This window comes from Bordetella holmesii (assembly GCF_020735985.1).
GTDB classification, from domain to species: Bacteria; Pseudomonadota; Gammaproteobacteria; order Burkholderiales; family Burkholderiaceae_B; genus Bordetella; species Bordetella holmesii.
On record NZ_CP085973.1, the window covers coordinates 2,919,290 to 2,941,758 of the forward strand.

Below are 22,469 nucleotides of genomic sequence, written 5' to 3' on the forward strand. Positions count from 1 at the left end.
TTCGCATGGCTCGTCCCCGCTCCTGGTTTCGCATCGTCACCGGCGCCATCATGGCGCTACTGAGCCTGCTGCTCATCTATGAGCTGGCGATGTTTTCGATGGTGGTCTGGTATGCCTATCGCGACCCGGGCAGCAGCGCCATCATGCGCCAGGAGCTGTCCCGTCTGCGCGACGCCAACCCCAAGGCCGAGCTGAGCTATACCTGGGTCCCGTACGACCGCATCAACACGACGCTCAAGCGCGCCGTCGTCGCCTCGGAGGACGCAAACTTCACCGAGCACGACGGCGTAGAGTGGGACGCCATCCGCAAGGCCTGGGAGTACAACCACGAGCAGCAGGTCGAGGGACGCGGCAAACTGCGCGGCGGCTCGACGATTACTCAGCAATTGGCAAAAAATCTGTTTCTGTCCAGTTCGCGCAGCTATGTGCGCAAAGGACAGGAACTGGTACTTACCTATATGATCGAACACGTCATGTCCAAGGAACGCATTCTGGAGCTCTACCTGAATGTGGCCGAATGGGGCATCGGGGTGTTCGGCGCGGAAGCGGCGGCGCGCCACTACTATGGAACCAGCGCAGCCAATCTGGGCGCCTCCCAATCGGCCCGGCTGGCCGCCATGCTGCCCAATCCGCGCTACTACGACAAGCACAGAAACACCAGCTATCTGAACTCCCGTACGGCAACACTGTTGCGCCGGATGCGCATAGTGGACATTCCGTAACACCCAACGGGCGGCGCTGGCCTCATATTTGTTAAAGTTTTGTGTTTTACGCGCCGCAAGAAGCGCCCTGAAGGTTTTCAAGATTCATGCGTACAGCCCGCCGCTATCTGGCCCGCGAGATTTATCGCTCCTGTGCAGTGGTTCTTTTGGCCCTGCTGGGGCTGTTCACGTTCTTTGCCCTGGTCGATGACCTGGACAACGTGGGCGACAAATTCAGCATGCTCGCCCTGCTCTACATGCAGGCGCTGGCTCTGCCCACTCGCCTGTACGATCTGCTGCCGATCGGCCTGTTGATCGGCGCCATCCTCGCGCTGGCCGGCCTAGCGCAACGCAATGAGTTGGTCATCCTGCGCGTATCCGGTGTCAGCGGTATGCGCCTGATGCGGATGTTGTGGACGATCACCATCCCGTTGATGATCGGGGCGACGCTGCTTTCGGAGTACGTCACTCCCATTGCCGAAATCAAAAGCGGCGAGGCCGACCTCACCTTCCGGGGCAAGGCCGGCGGCGGACGCCTGAACAGCGGCTATTGGTTCAAAGAACCAACCCGCGACGGCGGCACGCGCATCATCAATATCAAAACGCTATTGGCCGATGGACAGGTGCGCGACGTCACGCTCTACGAACTCAAGCCCAATCTCGAACTCGAATCGCTGTCGACGGCAGCTACCGGCAAGTTCACCGGCGGCGATCTGGTCCTGACCGACGTCGTGCAGACGCGTATCGATGAGAAGGCCGCCGAAGCGCTGGCCAACGCCAAACCGCCCGCAACGCCGCCAGCACAGGTGAACAAGCAGGCCAGCCTGCGCCTTGACACCACGCTCAGCCCCGAACGGCTGCTGGCACGGGTGCTGACACCCGAGCGCATGTCGGCCGTGACCCTGCTGGACTACATCGACTATCTGCACCACAACCAGTTGCAAGCCGACCGGCAGATCGTCGCCCTGTGGCGCAAGTTCGTCTATCCCTTCACGCTGCTGGTGATGATTACTATCGCCGCGCCTATCGCCTTCATGCAGACCCGCCGTGGCGGCGTGGGCGTGAAGGTGTTCATCGGCATCCTGATGGGCGTGGCCTTTTTCATGATCAATCAGCTCTCTCTCAACGTCGGGATGCTCAGCCGCTGGCCGCCCTGGCTGACGGCGCTCGGGCCCAATGCCGCCGCCATGCTGCTGGCACTGGGTGCGCTGGTCATGATGGAATACCGGCACGCGTTTACGCGGTACAGACAACAACGCAAGGTTGCCTGAGAGCAGCCCTTTCACGAAGACTCCTCAACGCGGAGATGAGCGTCGGCATGACGACTGGCAGCATCTGGATGATCGGTGACGTGCAAGGGTGCTGCACGCCACTGCAACAACTCTTGGCGCACCCGGATATCGCAGGCGATCCGGACTCGCACTTCTGGTTCGCGGGAGACCTGGTCAACCGTGGCCCGGAGTCTCTCGCGACGCTGCACCGCATCATGGCCCTGGACGAGCGCGCCGTAGCCATTCTCGGCAACCACGACCTGCATCTGCTGGCCGCGGCGGCGGGGGTTCGCAAACCCTCGCGCTCGGACACGCTCAATGACATTCTCAATGCGCCCGACGCCGCCGATCTGATCGACTGGCTACGCCACCGTCCGCTGGCGCACTATGCACACGATCACCTGATGGTGCACGCCGGGGTATTGCCCAAGTGGGATGTCCAGAAAACGCTGGCTCTGGCCGCAGAGGTCGAGGCGGCGCTGCGCGGCCCGAACTGGCAGAAGGCCCTGCAGAAAATGTATGGCAATGAACCGGTCACCTGGAAAGACGATCACAAAGGCGGCAAGCGCTTGCGTGTGATCATCAATGCTCTGACCCGCATGCGGCTGTGCACGCCTGCCGGCCATATGGAGTTCGACACCAAGGTCGCGCCCGGAGCCTGGCCGCAGGGCCTGGTGCCGTGGTTCGATGTCCCGCGCCGTGCCACCCGCGATGTGACCATCGTCTTTGGCCACTGGTCCACCCTGGGACTGCTGATCCGACCGCATCTGATCTGCCTGGACACCGGCTGCGTCTGGGGTGGCGCGTTGACCGCGATGCGTCTGCAGGATCGCAAACTGGTGCAGATCAAATGCAGCCAGTTCCAGGACCCTCTGTCCGAATAACGCTTCAGAGCTGCGTGAGAATGGCCTCGCGCGTCAGGCGCGAGAGCTCCAGGCGCGTATAGGGCGTGCCGTCTTCGCGCACGGTGGCCACCGGCGGCAAAAACACCACGTCGACCGCAAGCCCCGTCGCGCCCAGGACGCGCCAGAGATTGGCCACCAGGCTCTCTTCGCCGACGAACGCGGCAAAACCGCTGCGTTTGCCGTGATGCAGATAGCGCAATGCCACCGGCTGGATATCCACGCCATCGGCGCGGGCCGGCTCGAACAGACTGGCATGAAAAGGCTTGAGATCCAGCCCTTCGGTCGTGGTGCCCTCCGGAAACAGGCCCACCGCGTCCCCACGAGCGAAACACTCATGTATGGACTGCCCCATTGCGTGCACGGCATGGCGCTGGGTGCGCTCGATGAACAGCGTGCCGGCACCGGCAGCCAGCGAACCGATCACCGGCCAGCGGCGTATTTCGCTCTTAGCCACGAACGAGGTGGCGCGCACCGCATTGACCACGAAGATATCGATCCACGATACATGGTTGGCCGCCCAGAGTACCGCCGCTTGCATGCGCGGCTCGCCACGGATGGTCAGCCGCACGCCGCACAGCCGCATCAGCCAGCGTGACCAGAACCGGTTGAGCGCAGCGCGCCTGGCAATCGACAGCGCCCGGTACACCACGCTCACGCAAAATAGCCCGAACAACAGCCAAGGCAGCACCAGCAAGGCGCGCAGTACAAAGCGCAAGAGCTTCAAGCCGGTATCTCCCAAAGTAGGTTCCCGCCAATCACGGTGGCACGGACATGGCCGGGCAGCATCATACCCGTGAACGGGGTCTGTTCGCTGCCGCTTTGCAGCCCCGCTACCGCCCGCTCCGCCTCCAGATCCACCAGGCACAAATCGGCAGCACCTCCCGGCTTGAGGCTGGGTGCGGGCAGGCCCAGCACCCGGGCAGGCCCCAGCGTCAGGCTTGCCAGCGCACGCGCCGGCGCCATCGCCCTGGACCGCGCCCACTTCAGCACCGCCGGCAAGAGCAGCTCCACGCCGCTGGCACCGGGCGTCGTGCCCGCAAACGGCCCGGCCTTCTGCTGCGCACTCACCGGCCGGTGATCCGAGCACACCGCATCCAGCGTACCGTCGGCCAGGCCTTGGGACAGCGCCTCGCGATCACGCTGCCCACGCAAGGGAGGCCTCAAATGGCAACGGCTGTCGTAGAAACCAATGTCCAGATCGGTCAGATGCAAATGGTGCATCGACACATCCGCAGTCACCGGCAACCCTTCTGCGCGGGCCGCCCGCAGCAGGGCCACGCCGGCGGCGCTCGTCAAACGGCACAGGTGCAGACGCACGCCACTGGCGCGCTGCAAGGTAAATAGGGTGTGCAGCGCAAGGACTTCGGCCTACTCGATAATGCCGGGCAGGCCCAGGCGCGTCGCGTAGGCACCCGCGGCCATGACACCGCCGCCGGCCAGGCCCGCATCCTCGGGGTTCAACCACAAGGTGGCATTCAGCCCGGCGGCATATTGCATGGCGCGCCACAGCAGGCCGCTGCCAGGCAGGGGCTCGTCGCCCTGAGCAATGCCCACACATCCCGAATCGAGCCAACCCGCCATATCGGACAGGCCACCCGTCGGGGCGAGCAAGGGCCCCAGACGCAGACAGTAAGGCATGCCGTCCTGCTGCGGCGTAGCGTGGGGCAACACCAACCGCACAACCCCTCCCGACAATGCCGCGCGGCCCTCCTGCTCGGGGTGCTGTCCCAATTGAGCCGCGATGTCGGTCAGCCCCGGCAGCACGGCCAGCCCGGTCGCTTCGATCGTCCGGTCGGCACGAAAATGCTCCGGCATCTGGCCACGAGCAAGAATCCGGCCGTCGGCCAGAAACAGATCAACGACCTCATCGCTGCCATCGGCAGGATCGATCACGCGGCCCGCACGGATATGTATCTTCATGCCATCCCGGCCATCAAGTGGCTCAATACGGCTCGCGACGCCATATCCAACGCGTGGCGATCGATCGCCCCGACGCGAAGCACGCCATCGGCCAACGGCCCGACCGCCCAGCGGCGCGCGTAATCCGCCGCCGATGGTAGTACAGACAACGCGGCTTCGGTCAGACCCAAATCGACCACGACGTCCGCCCCATCGAGGGCCTCGGCCAGGCTTGCGCAGGCGCGCAGGCCCAGTTGCGGCAGGCCGTCAGGCAACAGCGCGCGGGGCCCGGCCGCGCGCAGCTCGGGCGCGCCCAGCGTGGTCAGGGCGTGCGCTAGCGAACGCGCGCGCCCTGAATGGGCGAAATCGCCGACAAACGCGACGCGCAACTCGGTAAAGCCCCCTTTTGCCTGCCGGATCACCCGCAGATCGGCCAAGGCTGCCAGCGGCTCCGCTGGCGGGATGGCGCAACACATGGAAATCGGCCTGACTCGATGCCGGCGCCGCAGACAGCCGCTGCGTGCGAGCGCCCAAGGCCTGAGCGGACTGCTCCAGCCCCTGCAAAGCGGTGCCGTCCGGGCCGATCAGGCAGACCTGACAACCCGCCAGACGGGAAAGGGTGTCGTCGGCCAGCAGCGGCTCGAGCAGGCGCTTGGGCAGCCCTTCGGTCGACAACAAATGCAGCAGCTCGCCGCGTGGGCTCAGTTGAGGGTTGAACATACGCCTTAAAGCAGCCGGTCGAGAAAACGCTGCAAAATAATGGCGGCTGCCATGGCATCGTCGGGCGCGTGGCTGCCCAGCTCGGCCTGCGCCTCCATGCTGGAGCCGCGCTCGTCGACCAGTTCTACCGTCAGGCCAAAGCAGCCGTGCAACTGGTTGGCAAACCGGCGGCAACGCTGGGTGGCGGGCTGCTCGCCGCCGTCGCTGGCCAAGGCCAGACCCACGACCACGCGCTGCGGCTGCCACTCCTTCAGGAGCTGTTCGATCCGGCCGAAACGCTCGTCGCGACGCTCGGAAAAAATGATTTCCAAGGGCCTGGCCTGCCGCGTCAGGGTGTTACCGATGGCGACGCCGATTTTCTTCTCGCCAAAATCAAAGGCCAGCAGTGCTTCCTCAGGCATGACCTGCTTCGCCAGCCAGCATGATCGGGTCGATTCCCAGCAGTTTCATGGCAGCGGGGTAACGCTCCTGAGCGGGCACGTCGAAAATGACGGACGGATCGGCTGCGACGCTGAGCCAGGCATTCTGGCTCATTTCACTTTCGAGTTGGCCGGCGCCCCAGCCCGCATAGCCCAACGTAATCAGCATGCGCGCCGGCCCGTTGCCGTCGGCCACAGCCTGCAATACATCGCGCGAGGTGGTCAGGGCGAGCTCGCCCAGTTTGATGCTGGAGCTGTAATCGCCCACAGGCGCGTGCAGGACAAAGCCGCGATCGGTCTGCACCGGCCCGCCAAAAAATACCTTCTCGTCCCCCACGGGCCCGATTTCGAGTTCCAGCTCGATGCGCTCGAACAAGGAGGCCAGCGTCAGATCAGTAGGCCGGTTAATGACCAGGCCCAGTGCCCCGCGTGCGCTGTGCTCGCAGATGTAAATCACCGTGCCGGCCAGATTTTCGTCGACCATGCCAGGCATGGCCATCAGAAACTGATTGGCAAAACCCGGCGAGGATGTCTGGACGCCGTCGCCGTCCTCGGGAAGCGGAATTTCATTCATGGGCGGTCTCCAGAACCTGCATGTAGCGGCCTGCCAGGCCACCTGTTAGGCCAGGGACCGGGTCAGATTTCCATCAGTTCGAAGTCTTCCTTGCGCGCACCGCACTCCGGACAGACCCAATTTGGGGGTACATCTTCCCAACGGGTGCCCGGCGCGATTCCCTCGTCCGGCAGACCTGCCTCTTCATCATAGACCCAACCACAGATAAGACACATCCAAGTACGCATAGTTCTCTCTAGTTCACGGAGTGCTTGACCCCGATCGGGGTCAGGCACGAATGGCATCCATTAGAATGGGCATATCTTACCGAAACCCTGTCGGGATGCCGTCTGATGCAAAGCAAAGAAAGCATCTCTTCCTGCCCAGTCCAACCCTCCGTGACCGCTGTTACTCCCCCTCTCGTACTCATTCTGGGTCCCGTGGACCCCACCGGCGCCGATGGCCTGCCGGCCGACGCCGTGACCTGCGCGCAGCTGGGCTGTCATGGCCTGGCCACCGTCACGGCCGTTACGGTGCAGGACACCGCCGGCATCGAAGACATCCACCCCGTGTCGCCGGAGCTGCTGGACGACCAGGCCCGCTGTCTGCTCGAAGACATGCCCGTACAGGCGATCAAGGTCGGGGGCATGTTCTCGCCCGAAATCGCCAGTGTGGTCGCGCAACTGGCCGCCGACTACAGCCAGGTGCCCCTGGTGCTGCACCTGGGGCCGCGCGCGCTCACGCCGCAGGACGCCGTCGAGCAAGACAGCGCCGAGGAGCTTCTGGCTGCCACACTGGAGCTGGTACTGCCGCAGACGGACCTGGTCGTGGTCGAACACATGCGCCTGGCGCAATGGCAATCCGACGGCAGCATCGACACCTCCGGCTCACCGTCGCCCGCCCACGCCCTGCTGGCCGGCGGCGCACAGTGGGCACTGGTGCTTGCCAGCCCGGTACGTCCGGGCCACCTGGCCAATGTGCTCGTGGGCCAGGACGGCAGCAGCTACAGCTGGCCCTGGCAGGCGCCCCCGCCCCGTAGCGGCGACACAGGCGGCTTGCTGGCCGCTGCCGCGGCCGCTCTGCTGGCCAGCGGCAAAGACATCCCGGCCGCGGTCGAACAGGCGCTGCCCCATGCCGAGCGCGGCCTGGCCGCCAGTTTCACAGCGGGCATGGGCCGCCCGCTGCCCAACCGCCTGCCTCAGCCATGAGCCAGACCCGCTTTCCGGCCGGCTTGTACGGTGTCACCCCCGAGTGGGACGACACGGCGCGCCTGCTGAAGGCCGTCCAGGAGGCTGCCGCCGGCGGCATGCGGGCCCTGCAATTGCGCCGCAAGCATCTGCCGCAGGCCGAGCGACGGGCGCAGGCGCGCGAACTGGCAGCCCTGTGCCGCGAACTGGGCGTGGTCTTTCTGGTCAACGACGACTGGCAGACGGCGCTGCACGTCGGCGCCGACGGCGCCCATCTGGGCCACGATGACGCCACGCTGGCCGACGTGCGTGCGGCCGCCCCCGGCCTGATCCTGGGCGTGTCCTGCTATGCGGATCTGAACCGCGCTCGTGACCTGATGGACCAGGGCGCGGACTACGTTGCCTTTGGCGCAGTGTTCCCGTCATCCACCAAGCCCGAGGCCGTCCATGCCCCCCTCGCCCTGCTCGCTGAGGCAGCCGCCCTGACGCGCACGCATGGCCAGCCCCGGCCAGCCGTGGTCGCCATTGGCGGCATCACCCCGGCCAATGCCGGGCAGGTCGTCCGCGCCGGTGCCGACAGCATCGCGGTCATTACCGGCCTGTTCGAGGCCCCTGACATCCGTGCCGCGGCCCAGGCCTGCGCCGCGCCCTTCCCTTCTTCCCGAGGCTGAGCCATGTCCCAAAACGCTGAACTCTTCGAACGCGCCTGCCGCAGCATTCCCGGCGGCGTGAACTCGCCCGTTCGGGCCTTTCGGTCGGTAGGTGGCACCCCGCGCTTTATCAAACGCGCGCTCGGCCCGCACATCTGGGACGCCGAGGGCAAGCAATACATCGATTACATCGGCTCATGGGGGCCGGCCATTCTGGGTCATGCGCATCCTGAAGTCGTGCGCGCCGTGCAGGATGCCGCCACCGGCGGGTTGTCATTCGGCGCACCGACCGAGGCCGAAATCGAATTGGCCGAACTGCTGATCGAGCGGCTGCCATCCATGCAACAGGTGCGTCTGGTCAGCTCCGGCACCGAAGCCACCATGACGGCCATCCGTCTGGCCCGAGGCGCCACCGGACGCAACAAGATCATCAAGTTCGAAGGCTGCTATCACGGACATTCGGACAGCCTGCTGGTCAAAGCCGGCTCGGGCCTACTCACGCTGGGCAACCCGAGTTCCGCGGGCGTTCCGCCGGAGTTTGTCTCCCACACCATCACCCTGGACTACAACAACCTGCCCGCCGTGCAGACGGCCTTTGCCGAGCATGCCGCGGACATCGCCTGCATCATCGTCGAACCCGTCGCAGGCAACATGAATCTGATCAAGCCGGCGGCCGGGTTTCTGCAGGGCCTGCGCGATCTATGCACCCAGCACGGCAGCATCCTGATTTTCGACGAAGTCATGACCGGATTCCGCGTCGGCCCGCAGGGAGTGCAAGGCCTGACTGGCATCCAACCCGACCTGACGACGCTGGCCAAAGTCATCGGTGGGGGCATGCCGGTCGGCGCTTTCGGCGGCAGCGCCGAACTCATGCGCCATATCGCTCCGCTGGGAGGGGTCTATCAGGCGGGCACGCTGTCGGGCAACCCCGTCGCGGTGGCCGCCGGTCTGGCCACCATGCGCCTGCTCGGGCAGCCGGGCTTTTATGAGGACCTGTCGGCACGCACGCAACGCCTGGCCCTTGGCCTGACCGAACGCGCCCGCGCCGCGGGCGTGCCCTTCAGCGCCGATGCCATCGGCGGCATGTTCGGGCTGTATTTCATGCCCAGCGTGCCCAGCACCTTCGCCGAAGTGTCCACCGCCGATACCAACGCGTTCAAGCGTTTTTTCCACGCCATGCTGGATCGTGGCGTGCATTTCGCCCCCTCGGCCTTCGAGGCCGGTTTTGTCTCGGCCGCTCACGATGACACGGTCCTGCAAGCCACGCTGGACCACGCCGAAGAGGTGTTCAAGCTGCTCAAACAGCCGGCCTGAACGGCCCCGCCTCACCTCCCGCCCTCGGCTGCTGCCGGGGGCATTTTTTTGGTTCATCGAGGAATACCGGGGAATGCAGACCGGATCTTGAGGAAGAAGTACTCCTGATCGCGGTAGCCGTAGGCGCGGCGCTTGATGACTTTGATGGTGTTGTTGATGCCCTCGACGATGCTGGTGTTGAGCCGGTGGCGACAGCGAGACAGAATCCCGTGCAGATAGGCTTTTAGCTTGAGCGCGAAGTGAGCCAAGGCGGCGATGCCGCTGCCCTGAGCCTGTTGCAGCCAGTGATCCCATGCCTGGCGGGCGTAGCCGGGGTGTTGGTAGAACCACAGCTGTTTGAGCTCATCGCGCATCAGATAAGCGGTGAGCAAGGGCTGGTTGGCCTGGAGCAACTCGTCCAACTTTACCGATTGGCACGGATCGAGGTTTTTGCGATTGCGCAGCAGTAGCCAGCGACTGGACTTGATCACCCGGCGGGCCGGCTTGTCGTGCCGCAACTGGTTCGCTTGGTCTACACGCACCCGGTCTATCACTTCACGGCCGTACTTGGCCACGACGTGGAACAGGTCGTAGACGATCTCGGCGTTGGGGCAGTTGGCCTGGATCTCCAGCTCATAGGCCGTCGTCATGTCGATCGCTACGGCCCGGATCTGCTGGGCAACCCCAGTTGGCAGTTGTTCGAAGAAGGCTCTGGCCGTCTCGCGCGAGCGGCCATCACCGATCCATAGCACCTGACGGCGGATCGGATCGACAACGACCGTGGCATAACGATGGCCCTTGTGTAGAGCGAACTCGTCCATCGCTAGGTAGTGGATCTGGCTCCAGTCCGGCTCTTGGATCGCCCGTCGCAGCAGGGCCTTGTCCAGCGCCTTGACCGTGTGCCAACCCAGTTGGAAGAAGCGCGCCACGGCCAGAATGTTGCTGGACTCAAGCAACTGGCTGACCGCCTCGGCCAGCCGGTCGGTCACTCGCTGGTAACGGCCCAGCCAGCTCAGCCTCTCCAGATGCGGTCCACCGCACTGCTCGCACCAGACCCGCCGACGCGGCACTACCAGCGTCACTCGCAGCGCCATTAGCGGCAGATCCCGCACCCGGCGCGTGGTCGTCTCATGCACCTGCCGACATCGGTTGCCGCAGTGCTCGCAGTGCATCGTTCGCGCTGAAGGCTTCAGGTAAATCGTGACCGTCCGGCTCTCACCTTCAGGCCACACGACCCGCTCCACCCGATAACCTTCCCACCCACCCAACCTCTCGATCGTCTTGCGGTCCAGCATGATCCCGGCCTTGATCCTTGAAAAATCAAGGATCAAGCGTAACGGCAATCAAGCACGGCTCCACGCTATTCCGCGATGAACCATTTTTTTGGGCGCATTCGGCATCGGGGGTCTCGAAGACCCCTATGAAAAAGCGCTTAACTGGCAACATCACATAGCCTAATATGTCCTTATATTTCTAGTTATTGCTTATCGAGAGCGCCTATCCAATCGCGCAGCCGATTCGAAGCCCGCGCCACCTAGGGGAAAGACATGCCGCCCGTCGAACACGCTTTTCGTCTGGAACTGGACGAGAACACTCGCGCCCTGATCGCCAGCTACGTCCCCGCCGACCACGATGCGCAGCCGCCCTCCTGGGACACCCTGACCCGCGTGGCGCAGGCGCAGGGATGGGGCAGCGAGGCGTTGGATCACGCCAGTGCGGTGAACTTCATCGAAGCCTGCCGCGAGGCCAAGGAACCGGTGCTCGCCTCGGTGGACGAGGTGCGTGACGGCGGCTTTGAGCTGGACCTCTCGCCAGACCGGATGGCCGCGGTGCTTGCCGTCAGTCCGCCGCGCGGCGGCCGCCGTGTGACACTGGCTGATGTCCAGGCGCATTTGCTGGAAGTGGGCGTGGTTTACGGGGTGCGCGAAGACGCCATCCAGAACGCTGTCTCAGATCGACGGACCAATACCGTCATGATTGCCCAGGGCACCCCGCCCACCCGCGGCACGCCGGCTCGCTTCGAGAGCCTGCTCGACGCACTCAGGGTCCGCGAACAGGAAGACGACGACAATGCCATGGTGGACTACCGCGAGCTGGGAAATCTGGACCTCGTGGCTCCCGGCATACCGCTGATGCGCCGGATCCCGGCCGTTCAGGGCAAGCCGGGCCTGAACGTGCTGGGCGAATCGGTACCGCCGGCGCACGTGCCGGACACCCAGTTCGCCCGCAATCTCTCGGGCGTGACGGTCGATGAGCATGATCCCTGTCTGCTGCGTGCGGCCCAGTCAGGCTCACCCATGGTGGTACCGCAGGGGGTACTGGTCAATTCACTGGTCGAGGTCGACCGCGTGGACCTGTCTACCGGCAACATCATTTTTGACGGCACGCTCAAAGTGCGCGGCGACATCACCGCCGGCATGCAGGTGCGTGTCAGCGGCGACGTCGTGGTCAGTGGAACCATCGAGGCCGCCCAGGTGCAGGCCGGCGGCAACATCAGCGTCAACGGCGGGGTCATTGGTCTGGCAGCGCCCAGACAGCCCGCGTTGCGCGGCCAGATCAGCAGCGCTCATCCCGTACAGATGCGCACCGCCCAGCTTACCGCCGGCGGCACGGTCAAAGCCCGTTTCATCGAAAACGCGGTGGTCAACGCCGAACGCAATATCGCCGCCGAGCGCGAAGTCCGTCAAAGCCGACTCTATGCTGGCGAAAGCGTGACCGTCGGGCCACCCAAATCCAGCCTTGGCGTGATCACCGGAGGTGAAACCCATGCCACCAAATCGGTTCACGCCGGAACCATCGGATCGATGGCGGGCATACCCACCGCCGTCAGCGTAGGCCTGCACCCGCATGGGCAAGCCAAACGTGCCTCACTGCATCAACGTCGCGCCACGCTGCAGGAAGAACAGAGCAAGCTCGAAAAGCTCATCGTCTTCCTGCACTACAATCCGGCCAAAAACGTCAACGGCATGACCGACCGGGCTCGAAGCACGTACGCGCGCGTGACCGATGACCTCAATCTTCTCGAAAGCGAAGAGGAGCAACTGAACGACGCGCTGCAACCATTCGCCAGCGCCACTATCGTGGCCTACAAACGGTTTTGTTGCGGTGCCAGTCTGCGTATCAATGGCAAGCTGCTCGAGGTCATGGAAGACGTCCCGGGTGGCCACGCCGTGCTCGATCCCGAGCTCGGCCAGGTACGGCTGAGCGCCCGCGCCGGGCACTAGCCTTGCACCACCGCCGTCACCTCGATTTCGACCTTGGCGCGGTCTTCGACCAGATCGGCCACCTCCACGGCGGTCATGGCCGGGAAGTACCGGCCGATCACCTCGCGGTAATGCTTGCCGATCTCCGGATAGGCCGCCACGTACTCCGCTTTGTTCTTGACGTACCAGGTCATGCGCACGATGTGTTGCTGACCGGCGCCGCCTTCCTGCAGGATGGCGACGATATTCTCCAGCGTCTGGCGAACCTGTAGCGCGAAATCATCGGTCTCGAACTGCTGCTGGCCATTCCAGCCTATCTGGCCGCCGACAAACAGCAGGCGCGAGCCGACCGTCATTTCGGTCATCATGCCATTGGAATAGCCGCGGGGCGCCAGCCAGTCCGGCGGTTGGAGAATTTTCATGTCAGTATCTTCCTTTGGTAATTACGCTTGCGCGGGCGACAAAAATTCCTGCATGGCCGCGCGCAAATCGTCCGGCAATGCCGTGGCGCGCATACGCGCCAGATCGACGGTGACGATGGTCACCTGGGCGCTCAAGCGCATTTTTCCGTCCTGCCCTTCGAAGCGCACCTGCGCCAGAAAGGACGACCCACCGATATGCTGCAGCTCCAGCACCTGGCGCAGGCGCTCATGCCAGCGGCTAGGCAGCTTGAAGTCGCATTGCACCGCAGCCGTCGGCGTGCCGATGCCCCGCTCGGTGTGCAAGGTGTGAAAACTCACCCCCAGGCTCTTGTCGAACCACTCCTCGATGAAGTCATTGATCATCTCGAAGTAACGCGGGTAGAAGACGATGCCCGCCGGATCAAAATGCCGGAACAGGATCTCCACCTCGCTGACATAGGACCGGGACATCAGCGCCCTCCCGAGGCGAGTTGGCGCAGCACGAAGCGCTGCAGCTTACCGGTTTCGGTGCGCGGCAGCGCCACGACAAACCGGATCACGCGCGGGTACTTATACGGCGCAATACTTTCCTTGACATAGGCCTGCAAGGCGGCGGCCATCTGAGGCGAGTCGGCGCAGCCCGGTTTGAGCACAACATAAGCGGCCACCACCTGGCCCCGCTCATCGTCGGGCATACCGACCACACCACACTCGGCGACGGCCTCATGGCGCATCAATGCGTCCTCGACCTCAGGGCCGGCGATGTTGTAGCCCGCCGAAATGATCATGTCGTCGTTGCGTGCCTGGTAATACAGGTAGCCCTCGGCATCCTGCACAAAGGTGTCGCCAGGCAAGTTCCAGCCCTGCTGCACGAACTTCATCTGCCGCGGATCGGCCAGATAGCGGCAGCCCGTTGGCCCCTTGACGGCCAAGCGGCCCGGCGTGCCGTGCGGCACGGGCTGCATATCATCATCGACCACTTGCGCGATGTAGCCCGGCACCACCCGGCCGATGGCTCCCCGCCTGACGGACTCCGGCGGGCTGGAGACGAAAACATGGATCATCTCCGTGCCGCCGATGCCGTCTATCATCTCTATGCCTGTGGCGCGCTTCCAGAGCTGACGCGTCGCGTCCGGCAGCGCTTCGCCCGCCGAGACGCTTTTTTGCCGGCTGTCGAGCCGGAACCGGCTCGTCAGCGGCGCCATTTGCCGGTAGAAGGTCGGGGCCGTAAATACGATGGTGGCCCGGAAGTCCTGAATCAGCTGCAACAGCGACTCCGGCGTGAGTTTCTCGGCCAACACGGTGCTGGCACCGACGCGCAGGGGAAAGCACAGCAAACCTCCCAAGCCGAAGGTGAAAGCCAACGGCGGCGTGCCGCAAAAAACATCCTCCGGGCCGGGTCTGAGGACATGGCGGGGAAACAGATCACACATGGCCAGCACGTCGCGGTGAAAATGCATGCACCCTTTGGGTGCGCCAGTCGTTCCACTCGTAAAGGCAATCAGGCACACATCATCGGCCGCCGTATCGCAGGCAGCGAAATGCTCGGGCTTGCCGGCCGCCAGACGATCCAGCGCATCGGGCGCGTCGTCGTTAAACAGCACGATCTGCTTGAGCGTCGGGCAGAAGTAGTCGCTCGCGGCGTCCTGGCAGTCGAGCGCTTCGTCTTTCAACCTGACGTCGCAGAGCATCGCCTGCACCTGCGCCTTGTCGATGATCTGCTTGAGTTCTTTGGCGCGCAGCAGCGGCATCGTCGGCACGGTGACCAGGCCGGCTTTGATGGCACCTAGCCAGGCCGCCGCCATCATGGGATTGTTGGGGCCGCGCAGCAGGATCCGATTGCCTGCCGCCAGCTTCATGTCTTCCACCAGCACGCGCGCGATGCGGTTGGTCAGCGCCTGTAAACCGGCATAGCTCATACTGCCCTGGCCGCTCTTGTCCGGCCATCGTAGTGCGATGCGCTCGCCGTGGCCCTGGCGCACCATGGCATCGACCAACTCGACTGCGCAGTTGAGCCGCGCCGGATAGGCGGTGTCGGGTTGATCCAACAACAGTTGTGGCCACTGCTGCGCGGGCGGCAGATTATCGCGGGCGAATGTATCCGAATGTGCTGATGCTTCCATGGTGTTCCCCTGTCGCTATAGGTGTCGCGTCAACCGGAATCAGTTTTTCAACAATTCCCGGGCAATGATCAACTTCTGCACTTCGGTGGCGCCTTCGTAGATGCGCAACGCTCTGATGTCCCGATACAGCTTCTCGACCGTCTGGCCGCTGACCACTCCTGCGCCTCCAAACATCTGCAAGGCGCGGTCTAACACCTGCTGAGCCGACTCGGTAGCAGCCATCTTCGCCATCGCCGCTTCTCGCGTACTGCGCTCGCGGCGCACATCCCGCGTCCATGCTGCGCGATACGTCAGCAGGGCCGCGCTATCAATGTCGCAGGCCATATCGCCTAACGCAGCCTGTGTCAGTTGCAGATCAGCCAGTGTCTGGCCAAACATGCGGCGAGTCCGGGCGCGGTGCAGACCTTCATCCAGAGCGCGGCGCGCAAAACCCAGCGCGGCGGCCGCGACCGAGGCGCGAAAGATATCCAACGTCATCATGGCCAGCTTGAAGCCCTGGCCGGCGTCACCGAGCCGTTGCGCTGCCGGAATACGGCATTGCTCGAAAACCAGGGTGGCCAGAGGATGAGGGGCCATCAGATCGATGCGCTCAGCAATGCGTAGCCCAGGGGTATGGGCATCAACCACGAAGGCACTGATGCCACGTGCGCCAGGCGCCTCGCCGGTGCGCGCGAACACGCAATAGAAATCGGCGATCCCCCCATTGGATATCCAGGTCTTGGTGCCGTCGAGCACATAGCTGTCGCCATCGCGCCGGGCCGAGCACTGCAGAGCCGCCACGTCGGAGCCGGCGTCGGGCTCGGACAGCGCAAAGGCGGCAATGGCCTGCCCACTCGCCACACGAGGCAGATAGCGCTGGCGCAATTCAGCCGAGCCCATCAGCGAAATCGCCCCACTTCCCAAACCCTGCATGGCCAGCGCGAAATCGGCCAGACCTTCGTGACGCGCGAGGGTTTCACGCAAAATGCAGACTGCACGCGAATCCACGTCGGGCAACTTACCTCCCCAGGCCCCGCCGGGGCCGGCGGGCACGCAATAACGCAGCCAGCCCGCCTTGCCCAGCGCAGCCACCAACTGGCGGCAAGCCGCATCCGTGTCCTGGTGATCGATGCCGGGCAACTCGCGCGTGCACCAGTCATCCAGCTCACGGGCCATGTCTGCGTGCCATGACTCGAAAAACGGCCAGTTCATCCACGTGGTATCGGGCACGGCTCAATCTCCTTCGAACACAGGCTTGCGCTTATCCACGAATGCCTCATAGGCACGACGGAAGTCATGGGTCTGCATGCAGATAGCCTGTGCCTGAGCTTCGGCTTCGATCGCCTCATCCAGGCCCATATTCCACTCCTGGTGCAACAGCTTTTTGGTCATGCCATGCGCAAACGTGGGGCCTGCAGCCAACTGCCCGGCCAAACGGGCAGCCGCGTCATGCAGCTCTTCCGGTGCATGCAAGGCGTTGAAGAATCCCCAGGCCAAACCTTCGTCGGCACTCATGGCGCGGCCGGTATACAGCAGATCGGAGGCTCGGCCCTGACCGATCATGCGCGGCAACAACGTGCATGCGCCCATGTCTGCACCGGCCAGGCCCACCCGAGTAAACAAGAACGCCGTGCGCGTGACCGCCGTCGCCAGCCTCATGTCGGCAGCCAGGGCCATCATGGCTCCGGCACCGGCACACACGCCATCGACCGCCGCCACGATGGGTTGCGGGCAGGCGCGCATGGCTTTGACCAGGTCGCCGGTCATGCGCGTGAAAGCCAGCAGTTCGGGCATGCTCATGCGGGTGAGCGGCCCGATAATTTCATGCACATCGCCGCCGGAGCAAAAATTGCCGCCCGCCCCGGCCAACACTACGACTTTGATGTCCGTGGCGTAGACCAGCCCGCGGAACAGATCGCGCAACTCCGCGTAGGAATCGAAGGTCAATGGGTTTTTGCGTTCGGGGCGGTTCAAGGTGATGCTGCCCACCTTACCGTCAGCGCTGACCTCCCAGCGGAAGTTCCGCGCCTGGTAGCCGGCCCATGGCTGGGTATGATGTTTCATGCTGTGCACGTCGTTCGTCATGCTGTCTCCTTTGTGCTTAGGCGGCCGCTTCGCCGCCGTCGACCGCGATGGCCTGGCCGTTGACCGACGCGCTGGCAGGCAACGCCAGCCAGGCCACCGTGTCGGCGACCTCGGCCGCGGATACCAAACGCCCCTGCGGGTTGCGTTCGGCCAGCCGCGCACGCGCGGCGGTCTCGTCCATTCCGGTCTTCTTCATGATGTTGTCCACGGCTTGGCGCACGATGTCAGTCTCGGTGTAGCCCGGACATACAGCGTTGACAGTGATACCCTTGCGCGCGACTTCCTGGGCCAGTGCGCGCGTCAGGCCGACGACGCCGTGCTTGGCCGCACAATATGCCGTGACGTATCCATAACCGATCAGGCCCGCCGTACTGGCCACATTGATGACGCGCCCCCACCCCCCTTGCAGCATGTCCGGCAGCGCCGCCTGGGTGCAGTGAAACGTTCCGCTGAGGTTGACCTGCAGCATCTGCTCCCACAACTGAGCCGAGGTGCGCTCGAAGCGCTCGCTCACGGCCTGGCCGGCGTTATTGACCAGGATCTGGATGGGACCGTGCGCTGCACGCGCCTGCTCGAAAGCAACGGCGACTGCATCGGCTTGCGTGATATCGGCCGCGACCACTCCCGCCTCGATGCCTTCGCCAGCCAGGCTGGCGCGCGCGGCCTGTAGTGCCTGTTCATCACGCCCCAGCAAGGTGACCGCCGCTCCCCGAGCGGCAAGCGAGCGGGCGCATGCCAGGCCTATACCCCGTGCCCCACCGGTGATCAGCGCGTGCCGCCCCTGAAGTTCTGTCGAGTCGCTCATTACATATCCCGTTGCGCCAAGCTGGCGGCGCGTTCGAAATGGGTCTCAAGCTGGCGCTTGCCAGCCACATACTGACGCGGCCACGCCACGTCGCGATATCCCACTTTTGCGGCCTCATGCAGCGTCCAGGCAGCGTCGGCAAGATGCGGACGCCCCACCGCGCACAGATCGGCGCGGCCCGAGGCGATGATGCCGTTGGCATGGTCGGCCTCGGAGATCGCCCCCACAGCAATGGTCGGAATTCCCGCTTCATTGCGCACCCGGTCAGCGAAAGGCGTCTGATACATGCGCCCATAGACCGGTTTCTGTTCCGGACTGACCTGCCCGGACGAGCAGTCGATCATGTCGGCGCCAGCCAGCTTGAACAGGCGCGCGATCTGCACCGCCGCGTCAGCGTCGACACCGCCCTCGACCCAGTCGTGGGCCGAGATCCGGACCGACATCGGCCTGTCGGCGGGCCACCGCTGGCGCACGGCGCGAAACACCTCCAGCGGATAACGCAGGCGGTTATCCAGACTGCCGCCGTACTCGTCGGCGCGCGCATTGGTCAACGGCGAGATGAAGCTCGATAACAGATAGCCATGAGCGCAATGCAGCTCCAGCCAATCGAAGCCGGCCTCGGCAGCCCGTCCGACCGCGGCCACGAACTCGTCGCGCACCGCGTCCATGTCAGCGCGTGTCATCTCGCGCGGCACCTGGGACACGCCCGGCAGATAAGGCAGCGGCGAGGCCGACAGCAACGGCCAGTTACCCTCCGGCAACGGATGATCCATGCGTTGCCAACCCAGTTGCGTCGAACCTTTGCGCCCGGCGTGGCCGAGCTGGATACCGATGCGAGCCGGGCTGTTGGTGTGGACGAAATCCACGATCCGGGCGAAAGCGCGTGTCTGCGTGTCGTTCCACAGCCCCGGGCATCCCGGAGTGATACGCGCCTGCGGCGAGGGGCAAGTCATCTCCACCATGACCAACCCCGCCCCACCCATGGCGCGCGCGCCCAGATGCACCAGATGAAAGTCACCGGGCACACCGTCCTGGCAGGAGTACATGGCCATGGGGGAGACTACGATACGGTTGGGCAAGGTGACCGAGCGCGCCCTAAAGGGGGTCAACATGGGCAAGGGCGGGCGCGTGCCGTCATGCGGCGTCGCGGCGTCCTGCCCGGCCAGCCAACGCTCATATCCCTGCAACCAATCCGCGTCGCGCATGCGCAGATTCTCGTGCGAAATGCGCTGCGATCGGGTCAGCAGCGAGTACGCAAACTGCTCGGCAGGCAGATCCGCATAGCGCGCCACATTCTCGAACCATTCGGTGGAGTTGCGCGCTGCGTTCTGGATTTTCAATACTTCGACGCTGCGCACCGCCGCATACTGCTCCAGCACGGCAGGCAGGTCGCCAGGCGCGGCATCCATGCAGCGGGCCAGTTCGATGGCGTCTTCGAGGGCCAGCATGGTGCCTGAACCGATGGAAAAATGCGCCGTATGCGCGGCATCCCCCATCAACACGACGGGGATATCGCGTACGCCACGAGCCGTCTCAAGGGTATTCCAATGCACCCACGTGTTGCAGATGACTCGCGGAAAGCGTATCCAGATAGCTGATCCGCGCAGGTGCGAGGCATTGCTAATGAGCGGATTGCCGTCCAGCCAGGGCGCGAAAAGATTTTCACAATAGGCAATGCCCTCTTCCTGGCTCATCTTTTCGATACCGGCAGCCTGCCAGGTCTCTTCCGGGGTTTCGACGATAAAGGTCGACAGGCCGTCTTCGAAGCGATAGGCGTGCGCCTGGAACCAGCCGTGCTCGGTCTGCACGAAGGCAAACGTGAAAGCATCGAAAACCTTGCGCGTGCCAAGCCAGACAAACCGGTAGCGCCGCTGATCGATGTCCGGTTCGAAGGTACTGGCGTAGCAGCTGCGCACGACACTGTTGATACCGTCAGAAGCGATGATCAGGTCAGCGTCATACTGGCGCGCGATCTCCTGGTCATCCTGCACCAGCGTCTCGAACACCAGCTTCACGCCAATCTCCTCACAACGCGCCTGGATAATATTGAGCAGATGCTTGCGGCCTATGCCAATGAAACCATGGCCACCACTGCGTACCATCTGGCCCTTGAAGTGGATGTCGATGTCATCCCAGTGATTAAAGACATCGCTGATCGTGCGCGCCGAGACAGGATCGGCCTGGCGCAGATTCTCCATCGTGGCGTCGGAGAACACGACGCCCCAGCCAAAGGTGTCGTACGGTCGATTACGCTCGATCACGGTGACATCGTTGTCCGGGGCGCGCAGCTTCATCAGCAGACCGAAGTACAGCCCGACCGGACCACCACCAATGCATACGATCTTCATCGCCTCTACTCCTTTCGGCCCACCGCCATGACGGTAGTTTTTTTAGGCCTTGATAGTTTAGGCTTGAAATATATACCGCAAAGAACACCGGCGCCAGTGGGGAAAATCCCCCGGTAACATTCAGGGACGGGATTGCCAGGCCGCGAAGCAGATCAACGCGCGGCGCCGGTCAACGCGACGCGGTCGCGGCCATCGTGCTTGGCCAGATACAGCGCCTGGTCTGCCCGGCTCAGGGTCTCGGACAGACTTTCGCCCATTTGGTGATCAGCCATGCCAATGCTGACCGTCAGCCGCAGCACGTCGCCACTGACGCCGATGCTCAGCGCACGCACCGCGCCAACGACTCTGTCCATGGCCAGTTGGGCGGCAGCAAGATCCGTATCGGGCAACAGCAGGAGAAACTCCTCTCCGCCCCAGCGTCCGCAATGATCGCTGTCGCGCATGCTTTGCTGCAGAACCCCGGCCAGCTCCACCAGCACCCGGTCCCCGGTCTCATGCCCAAAACGATCATTGACCGATTTGAAATGATCGACATCCAGCATCGCGATCACGAACGTCCTGCCGCTGGCATCCGAACGCTCGACAGCTGTGCGGATGATGTCCATGAGCGCACGGCGGTTGAACAGACCGGTCAGGGGATCGCGCCGCGAGGTTTCCTCCAGCGTATGGTTCAGATCTCGCATCATGCTCTGGTAGTGATCAGAGATGCGTGCGATGCGGGCCAGCCGTTGCAACTGGCGGTCAAAACGCTCGTACAGCCCCTGCTCGCGCTGCAGGGCCATTGACTGATAGGCATCGGAGATCTGCGTAACCCGCTCGATACGGACCATATGCTCGTTGGCCTGTTTCCAGAGCGCCTCCAGCGCCACGCGCAGAGGATGGCCCTCATACGCCGGGTCCGCCAACAAATCGGCAATCTGCCGGTCGAGGTCGGACTTGGCGGCCATCATGACCGCCCGACGACCGAGAACGGAAAGGTGCAGTCTTCCTTGAATTCTTCGGCCAGCTCGCCCACCCGCTCATTGCGCGTGTCGTAGTACCAGGTGACAGCCACGCTGTGCCCTTTCTGGTGGAAGGATTCCAGGATGTCGAAAATATCCATGACCGACTTTATGCTGCTCGTATTCAGATACAGCAACTCCAATTCGAGGCGCAAGGGTTGGCTGGTGCCGGTCAGGAAGTTCTCCACCCATTCGATCACCGGCCCGAAAAGCTCAAACGAGTTTTCAGGATAGGAGTCGCCGGCCATGACCAGCAACCCGGCGCTGCTGTCCGTACGGATAGCAGGCGTGGACTGAGTCCCGGCGATGTTCAAGTCACTACTCATAGATCGCTCCATAATTGCTTGCGAGGGCGCTTGCATGGCCTCAGATCTCCACGCTGAGACTGAAGAAATCCCAGCCCTGCTGCGCACTGGGACTGAGGCTGGCCCGCAGCGGGGCGCCAGCGCGACGCGCAATATCTATCAGGCCAAGGCCTGCGCCGCTGGCCGCGCCTGGGTCGCGCGGCTTATGCAACTGCGCCTTGTAGGCGGCTTTCAAGGCGGCCTTGTCCAGGGTTGCCAACTCGGCAATACGGCGCACCAGCGCCTGCCCGTCTTCGGATCTCACCAGGTTGCCCGCCGAGACTTCATAGCGATTCTCTCCGCCTCGACCGATGACCACCGTGGCACGGGCCTCGGCCGCGTCATTGGCGGCCGCATACTGACGTATGTTCTGGACCATCTCGATATAGACCGAGAATACATCCATGGCCTCCGCCGGCCGCGCATGCTCGGCACTCAGGTAGTTCTTGAGCGCATTGCCGATCTCTTCGATCAAGCTGCGGGAGATCGGACCGTTGAAGCACAGGAGGACGCGGTTCTGATCGAACCGCTCACCCAGCGCATAGAGATCGGCAGCGTTCATGCATTACCCCAAGAAAAAAT

The 22,469-nt window shown here is 63.8% G+C and carries 26 protein-coding genes; 8 read left to right on the forward strand and 18 right to left on the reverse strand.

Going from position 1 to position 22,469, the window contains the following annotated elements; all coding sequences use genetic code 11:
* Positions 1-5: 5 nt before the first annotated feature.
* The 3 genes from mtgA to LK440_RS13985 all read left to right on the forward strand — a co-directional run bounded on the left by mtgA (position 6) and on the right by LK440_RS13985 (position 2,856).
* Positions 6-722 (forward strand): monofunctional biosynthetic peptidoglycan transglycosylase, encoded by a 717-nt coding sequence (gene mtgA / locus LK440_RS13975; RefSeq protein ID WP_005018463.1) that lies wholly within the window; start codon positions 6-8, stop codon positions 720-722.
* 86 nt (positions 723-808) lie between these two features.
* A complete protein-coding gene (gene lptG, locus LK440_RS13980; RefSeq protein ID WP_005018460.1) occupies positions 809-1,972 on the forward strand; it encodes an LPS export ABC transporter permease LptG in 1,164 nt (387 codons plus the stop codon).
* Positions 1,973-2,019: 47 nt separating this feature from the next.
* The gene (locus tag LK440_RS13985) at positions 2,020-2,856 is read left to right on the forward strand and encodes a symmetrical bis(5'-nucleosyl)-tetraphosphatase (protein ID WP_025341321.1); all 837 of its coding nucleotides are present in this window, start codon (positions 2,020-2,022) and stop codon (positions 2,854-2,856) included.
* Between the two features lie 4 nt (positions 2,857-2,860).
* Here LK440_RS13985 and LK440_RS13990 read toward each other — a convergent pair whose 3' ends face one another.
* The 4 genes from LK440_RS13990 to LK440_RS14000 are packed head-to-tail and all read right to left on the reverse strand — an operon-like array spanning position 2,861 to position 5,252.
* Positions 2,861-3,601, reverse strand: coding sequence for a lysophospholipid acyltransferase family protein (locus LK440_RS13990; RefSeq protein WP_017685432.1), 741 nt, complete (start codon positions 3,599-3,601; stop codon positions 2,861-2,863).
* The gene (locus LK440_RS17975; RefSeq protein ID WP_017685433.1) at positions 3,598-4,212 is read right to left on the reverse strand and encodes an amidohydrolase family protein; all 615 of its coding nucleotides are present in this window, start codon (positions 4,210-4,212) and stop codon (positions 3,598-3,600) included. The genes LK440_RS13990 and LK440_RS17975 overlap by 4 nt, the downstream gene beginning before the upstream one ends.
* A gap of 33 nt (positions 4,213-4,245) precedes the next feature.
* Positions 4,246-4,797 carry an amidohydrolase family protein gene (locus tag LK440_RS17980; protein ID WP_017685434.1) on the reverse strand — a complete coding sequence of 184 codons (552 nt, stop codon included), beginning with the start codon at positions 4,795-4,797 and terminating at the stop codon, positions 4,246-4,248.
* Complete coding sequence (locus tag LK440_RS14000; protein WP_005018453.1) at positions 4,794-5,252, reverse strand: aspartate carbamoyltransferase; 459 nt, start codon at positions 5,250-5,252, stop codon at positions 4,794-4,796. The genes LK440_RS17980 and LK440_RS14000 overlap by 4 nt, the downstream gene beginning before the upstream one ends.
* Between LK440_RS14000 and LK440_RS14005 the strand changes: the two genes are divergently transcribed.
* Complete coding sequence (locus LK440_RS14005) at positions 5,251-5,505, forward strand: hypothetical protein (RefSeq protein ID WP_005018452.1); 255 nt, start codon at positions 5,251-5,253, stop codon at positions 5,503-5,505. The genes LK440_RS14000 and LK440_RS14005 overlap by 2 nt on opposite strands.
* On the opposite strand, the gene ruvX is transcribed toward LK440_RS14005, so the two are convergent.
* The 3 genes from ruvX to LK440_RS14020 form a co-directional block, all read right to left on the reverse strand.
* The gene (ruvX, locus tag LK440_RS14010; protein ID WP_005018450.1) at positions 5,502-5,897 is read right to left on the reverse strand and encodes a Holliday junction resolvase RuvX; all 396 of its coding nucleotides are present in this window, start codon (positions 5,895-5,897) and stop codon (positions 5,502-5,504) included. The genes LK440_RS14005 and ruvX overlap by 4 nt on opposite strands.
* The gene (locus tag LK440_RS14015) at positions 5,890-6,489 is read right to left on the reverse strand and encodes a YqgE/AlgH family protein (protein WP_005018448.1); all 600 of its coding nucleotides are present in this window, start codon (positions 6,487-6,489) and stop codon (positions 5,890-5,892) included. Before LK440_RS14015 ends, ruvX begins: the two co-directional genes overlap by 8 nt.
* Before the next feature lie 62 nt (positions 6,490-6,551).
* On the reverse strand, positions 6,552-6,716 hold the full coding sequence (locus tag LK440_RS14020) for a rubredoxin (RefSeq protein ID WP_003814980.1): 165 nt from the start codon (positions 6,714-6,716) through the stop codon (positions 6,552-6,554).
* 105 nt (positions 6,717-6,821) lie between these two features.
* On the opposite strand from LK440_RS14020, the gene thiD reads away from it, so the two are divergent.
* The 3 genes from thiD to hemL are packed head-to-tail and all read left to right on the forward strand — an operon-like array spanning position 6,822 to position 9,619.
* Positions 6,822-7,676 carry a bifunctional hydroxymethylpyrimidine kinase/phosphomethylpyrimidine kinase gene (gene thiD / locus LK440_RS14025; protein WP_005020404.1) on the forward strand — a complete coding sequence of 285 codons (855 nt, stop codon included), beginning with the start codon at positions 6,822-6,824 and terminating at the stop codon, positions 7,674-7,676.
* Positions 7,673-8,326 (forward strand): thiamine phosphate synthase, encoded by a 654-nt coding sequence (gene thiE / locus LK440_RS14030; RefSeq protein WP_005018440.1) that lies wholly within the window; start codon positions 7,673-7,675, stop codon positions 8,324-8,326. Before thiD ends, thiE begins: the two co-directional genes overlap by 4 nt.
* Before the next feature lie 3 nt (positions 8,327-8,329).
* Complete coding sequence (gene hemL, locus LK440_RS14035) at positions 8,330-9,619, forward strand: glutamate-1-semialdehyde 2,1-aminomutase (protein ID WP_005018436.1); 1,290 nt, start codon at positions 8,330-8,332, stop codon at positions 9,617-9,619.
* 53 nt (positions 9,620-9,672) lie between these two features.
* Here hemL and LK440_RS14040 read toward each other — a convergent pair whose 3' ends face one another.
* The gene (locus tag LK440_RS14040; RefSeq protein WP_005011985.1) at positions 9,673-10,893 is read right to left on the reverse strand and encodes an ISL3 family transposase; all 1,221 of its coding nucleotides are present in this window, start codon (positions 10,891-10,893) and stop codon (positions 9,673-9,675) included.
* Positions 10,894-11,145: 252 nt separating this feature from the next.
* Here LK440_RS14040 and LK440_RS14045 point away from each other — a divergent pair, with 252 nt between their 5' ends.
* Positions 11,146-12,822, forward strand: coding sequence for a DUF342 domain-containing protein (locus tag LK440_RS14045; RefSeq protein ID WP_005018433.1), 1,677 nt, complete (start codon positions 11,146-11,148; stop codon positions 12,820-12,822).
* Here LK440_RS14045 and LK440_RS14050 read toward each other — a convergent pair.
* The 10 genes from LK440_RS14050 to siaB all read right to left on the reverse strand — a co-directional run bounded on the left by LK440_RS14050 (position 12,819) and on the right by siaB (position 22,449).
* The gene (locus LK440_RS14050) at positions 12,819-13,223 is read right to left on the reverse strand and encodes a RidA family protein (protein ID WP_005018432.1); all 405 of its coding nucleotides are present in this window, start codon (positions 13,221-13,223) and stop codon (positions 12,819-12,821) included. The two genes, LK440_RS14045 and LK440_RS14050, sit on opposite strands and share 4 nt — an antisense overlap.
* A gap of 21 nt (positions 13,224-13,244) precedes the next feature.
* Complete coding sequence (locus tag LK440_RS14055) at positions 13,245-13,673, reverse strand: acyl-CoA thioesterase (protein WP_005018425.1); 429 nt, start codon at positions 13,671-13,673, stop codon at positions 13,245-13,247.
* Entirely contained in the window at positions 13,673-15,325 is a 1,653-nt protein-coding gene (locus tag LK440_RS14060) for an AMP-binding protein (protein ID WP_005018423.1), read from the reverse strand. The genes LK440_RS14055 and LK440_RS14060 overlap by 1 nt, the downstream gene beginning before the upstream one ends.
* A 39-nt stretch (positions 15,326-15,364) precedes the next feature.
* Positions 15,365-16,534, reverse strand: coding sequence for an acyl-CoA dehydrogenase family protein (locus LK440_RS14065; protein WP_005018421.1), 1,170 nt, complete (start codon positions 16,532-16,534; stop codon positions 15,365-15,367).
* A 3-nt stretch (positions 16,535-16,537) separates the two neighbouring features.
* Entirely contained in the window at positions 16,538-17,389 is an 852-nt protein-coding gene (locus LK440_RS14070; RefSeq protein WP_005018419.1) for an enoyl-CoA hydratase family protein, read from the reverse strand.
* Between the two features lie 16 nt (positions 17,390-17,405).
* A complete protein-coding gene (locus LK440_RS14075) occupies positions 17,406-18,194 on the reverse strand; it encodes an SDR family NAD(P)-dependent oxidoreductase (protein WP_005018417.1) in 789 nt (262 codons plus the stop codon).
* The gene (locus LK440_RS14080) at positions 18,194-20,542 is read right to left on the reverse strand and encodes a bifunctional salicylyl-CoA 5-hydroxylase/oxidoreductase (protein WP_005020402.1); all 2,349 of its coding nucleotides are present in this window, start codon (positions 20,540-20,542) and stop codon (positions 18,194-18,196) included. Before LK440_RS14080 ends, LK440_RS14075 begins: the two co-directional genes overlap by 1 nt.
* A 152-nt stretch (positions 20,543-20,694) precedes the next feature.
* A complete protein-coding gene (gene siaD / locus LK440_RS14085; protein WP_005018400.1) occupies positions 20,695-21,489 on the reverse strand; it encodes a biofilm regulation diguanylate cyclase SiaD in 795 nt (264 codons plus the stop codon).
* Positions 21,489-21,869 carry a biofilm regulation phosphoprotein SiaC gene (gene siaC, locus LK440_RS14090; protein ID WP_005018398.1) on the reverse strand — a complete coding sequence of 127 codons (381 nt, stop codon included), beginning with the start codon at positions 21,867-21,869 and terminating at the stop codon, positions 21,489-21,491. The genes siaD and siaC overlap by 1 nt, the downstream gene beginning before the upstream one ends.
* 40 nt (positions 21,870-21,909) lie before the next feature.
* The gene (gene siaB, locus LK440_RS14095; protein ID WP_005018396.1) at positions 21,910-22,449 is read right to left on the reverse strand and encodes a biofilm regulation protein kinase SiaB; all 540 of its coding nucleotides are present in this window, start codon (positions 22,447-22,449) and stop codon (positions 21,910-21,912) included.
* Positions 22,450-22,469: the final 20 nt, after the last annotated feature.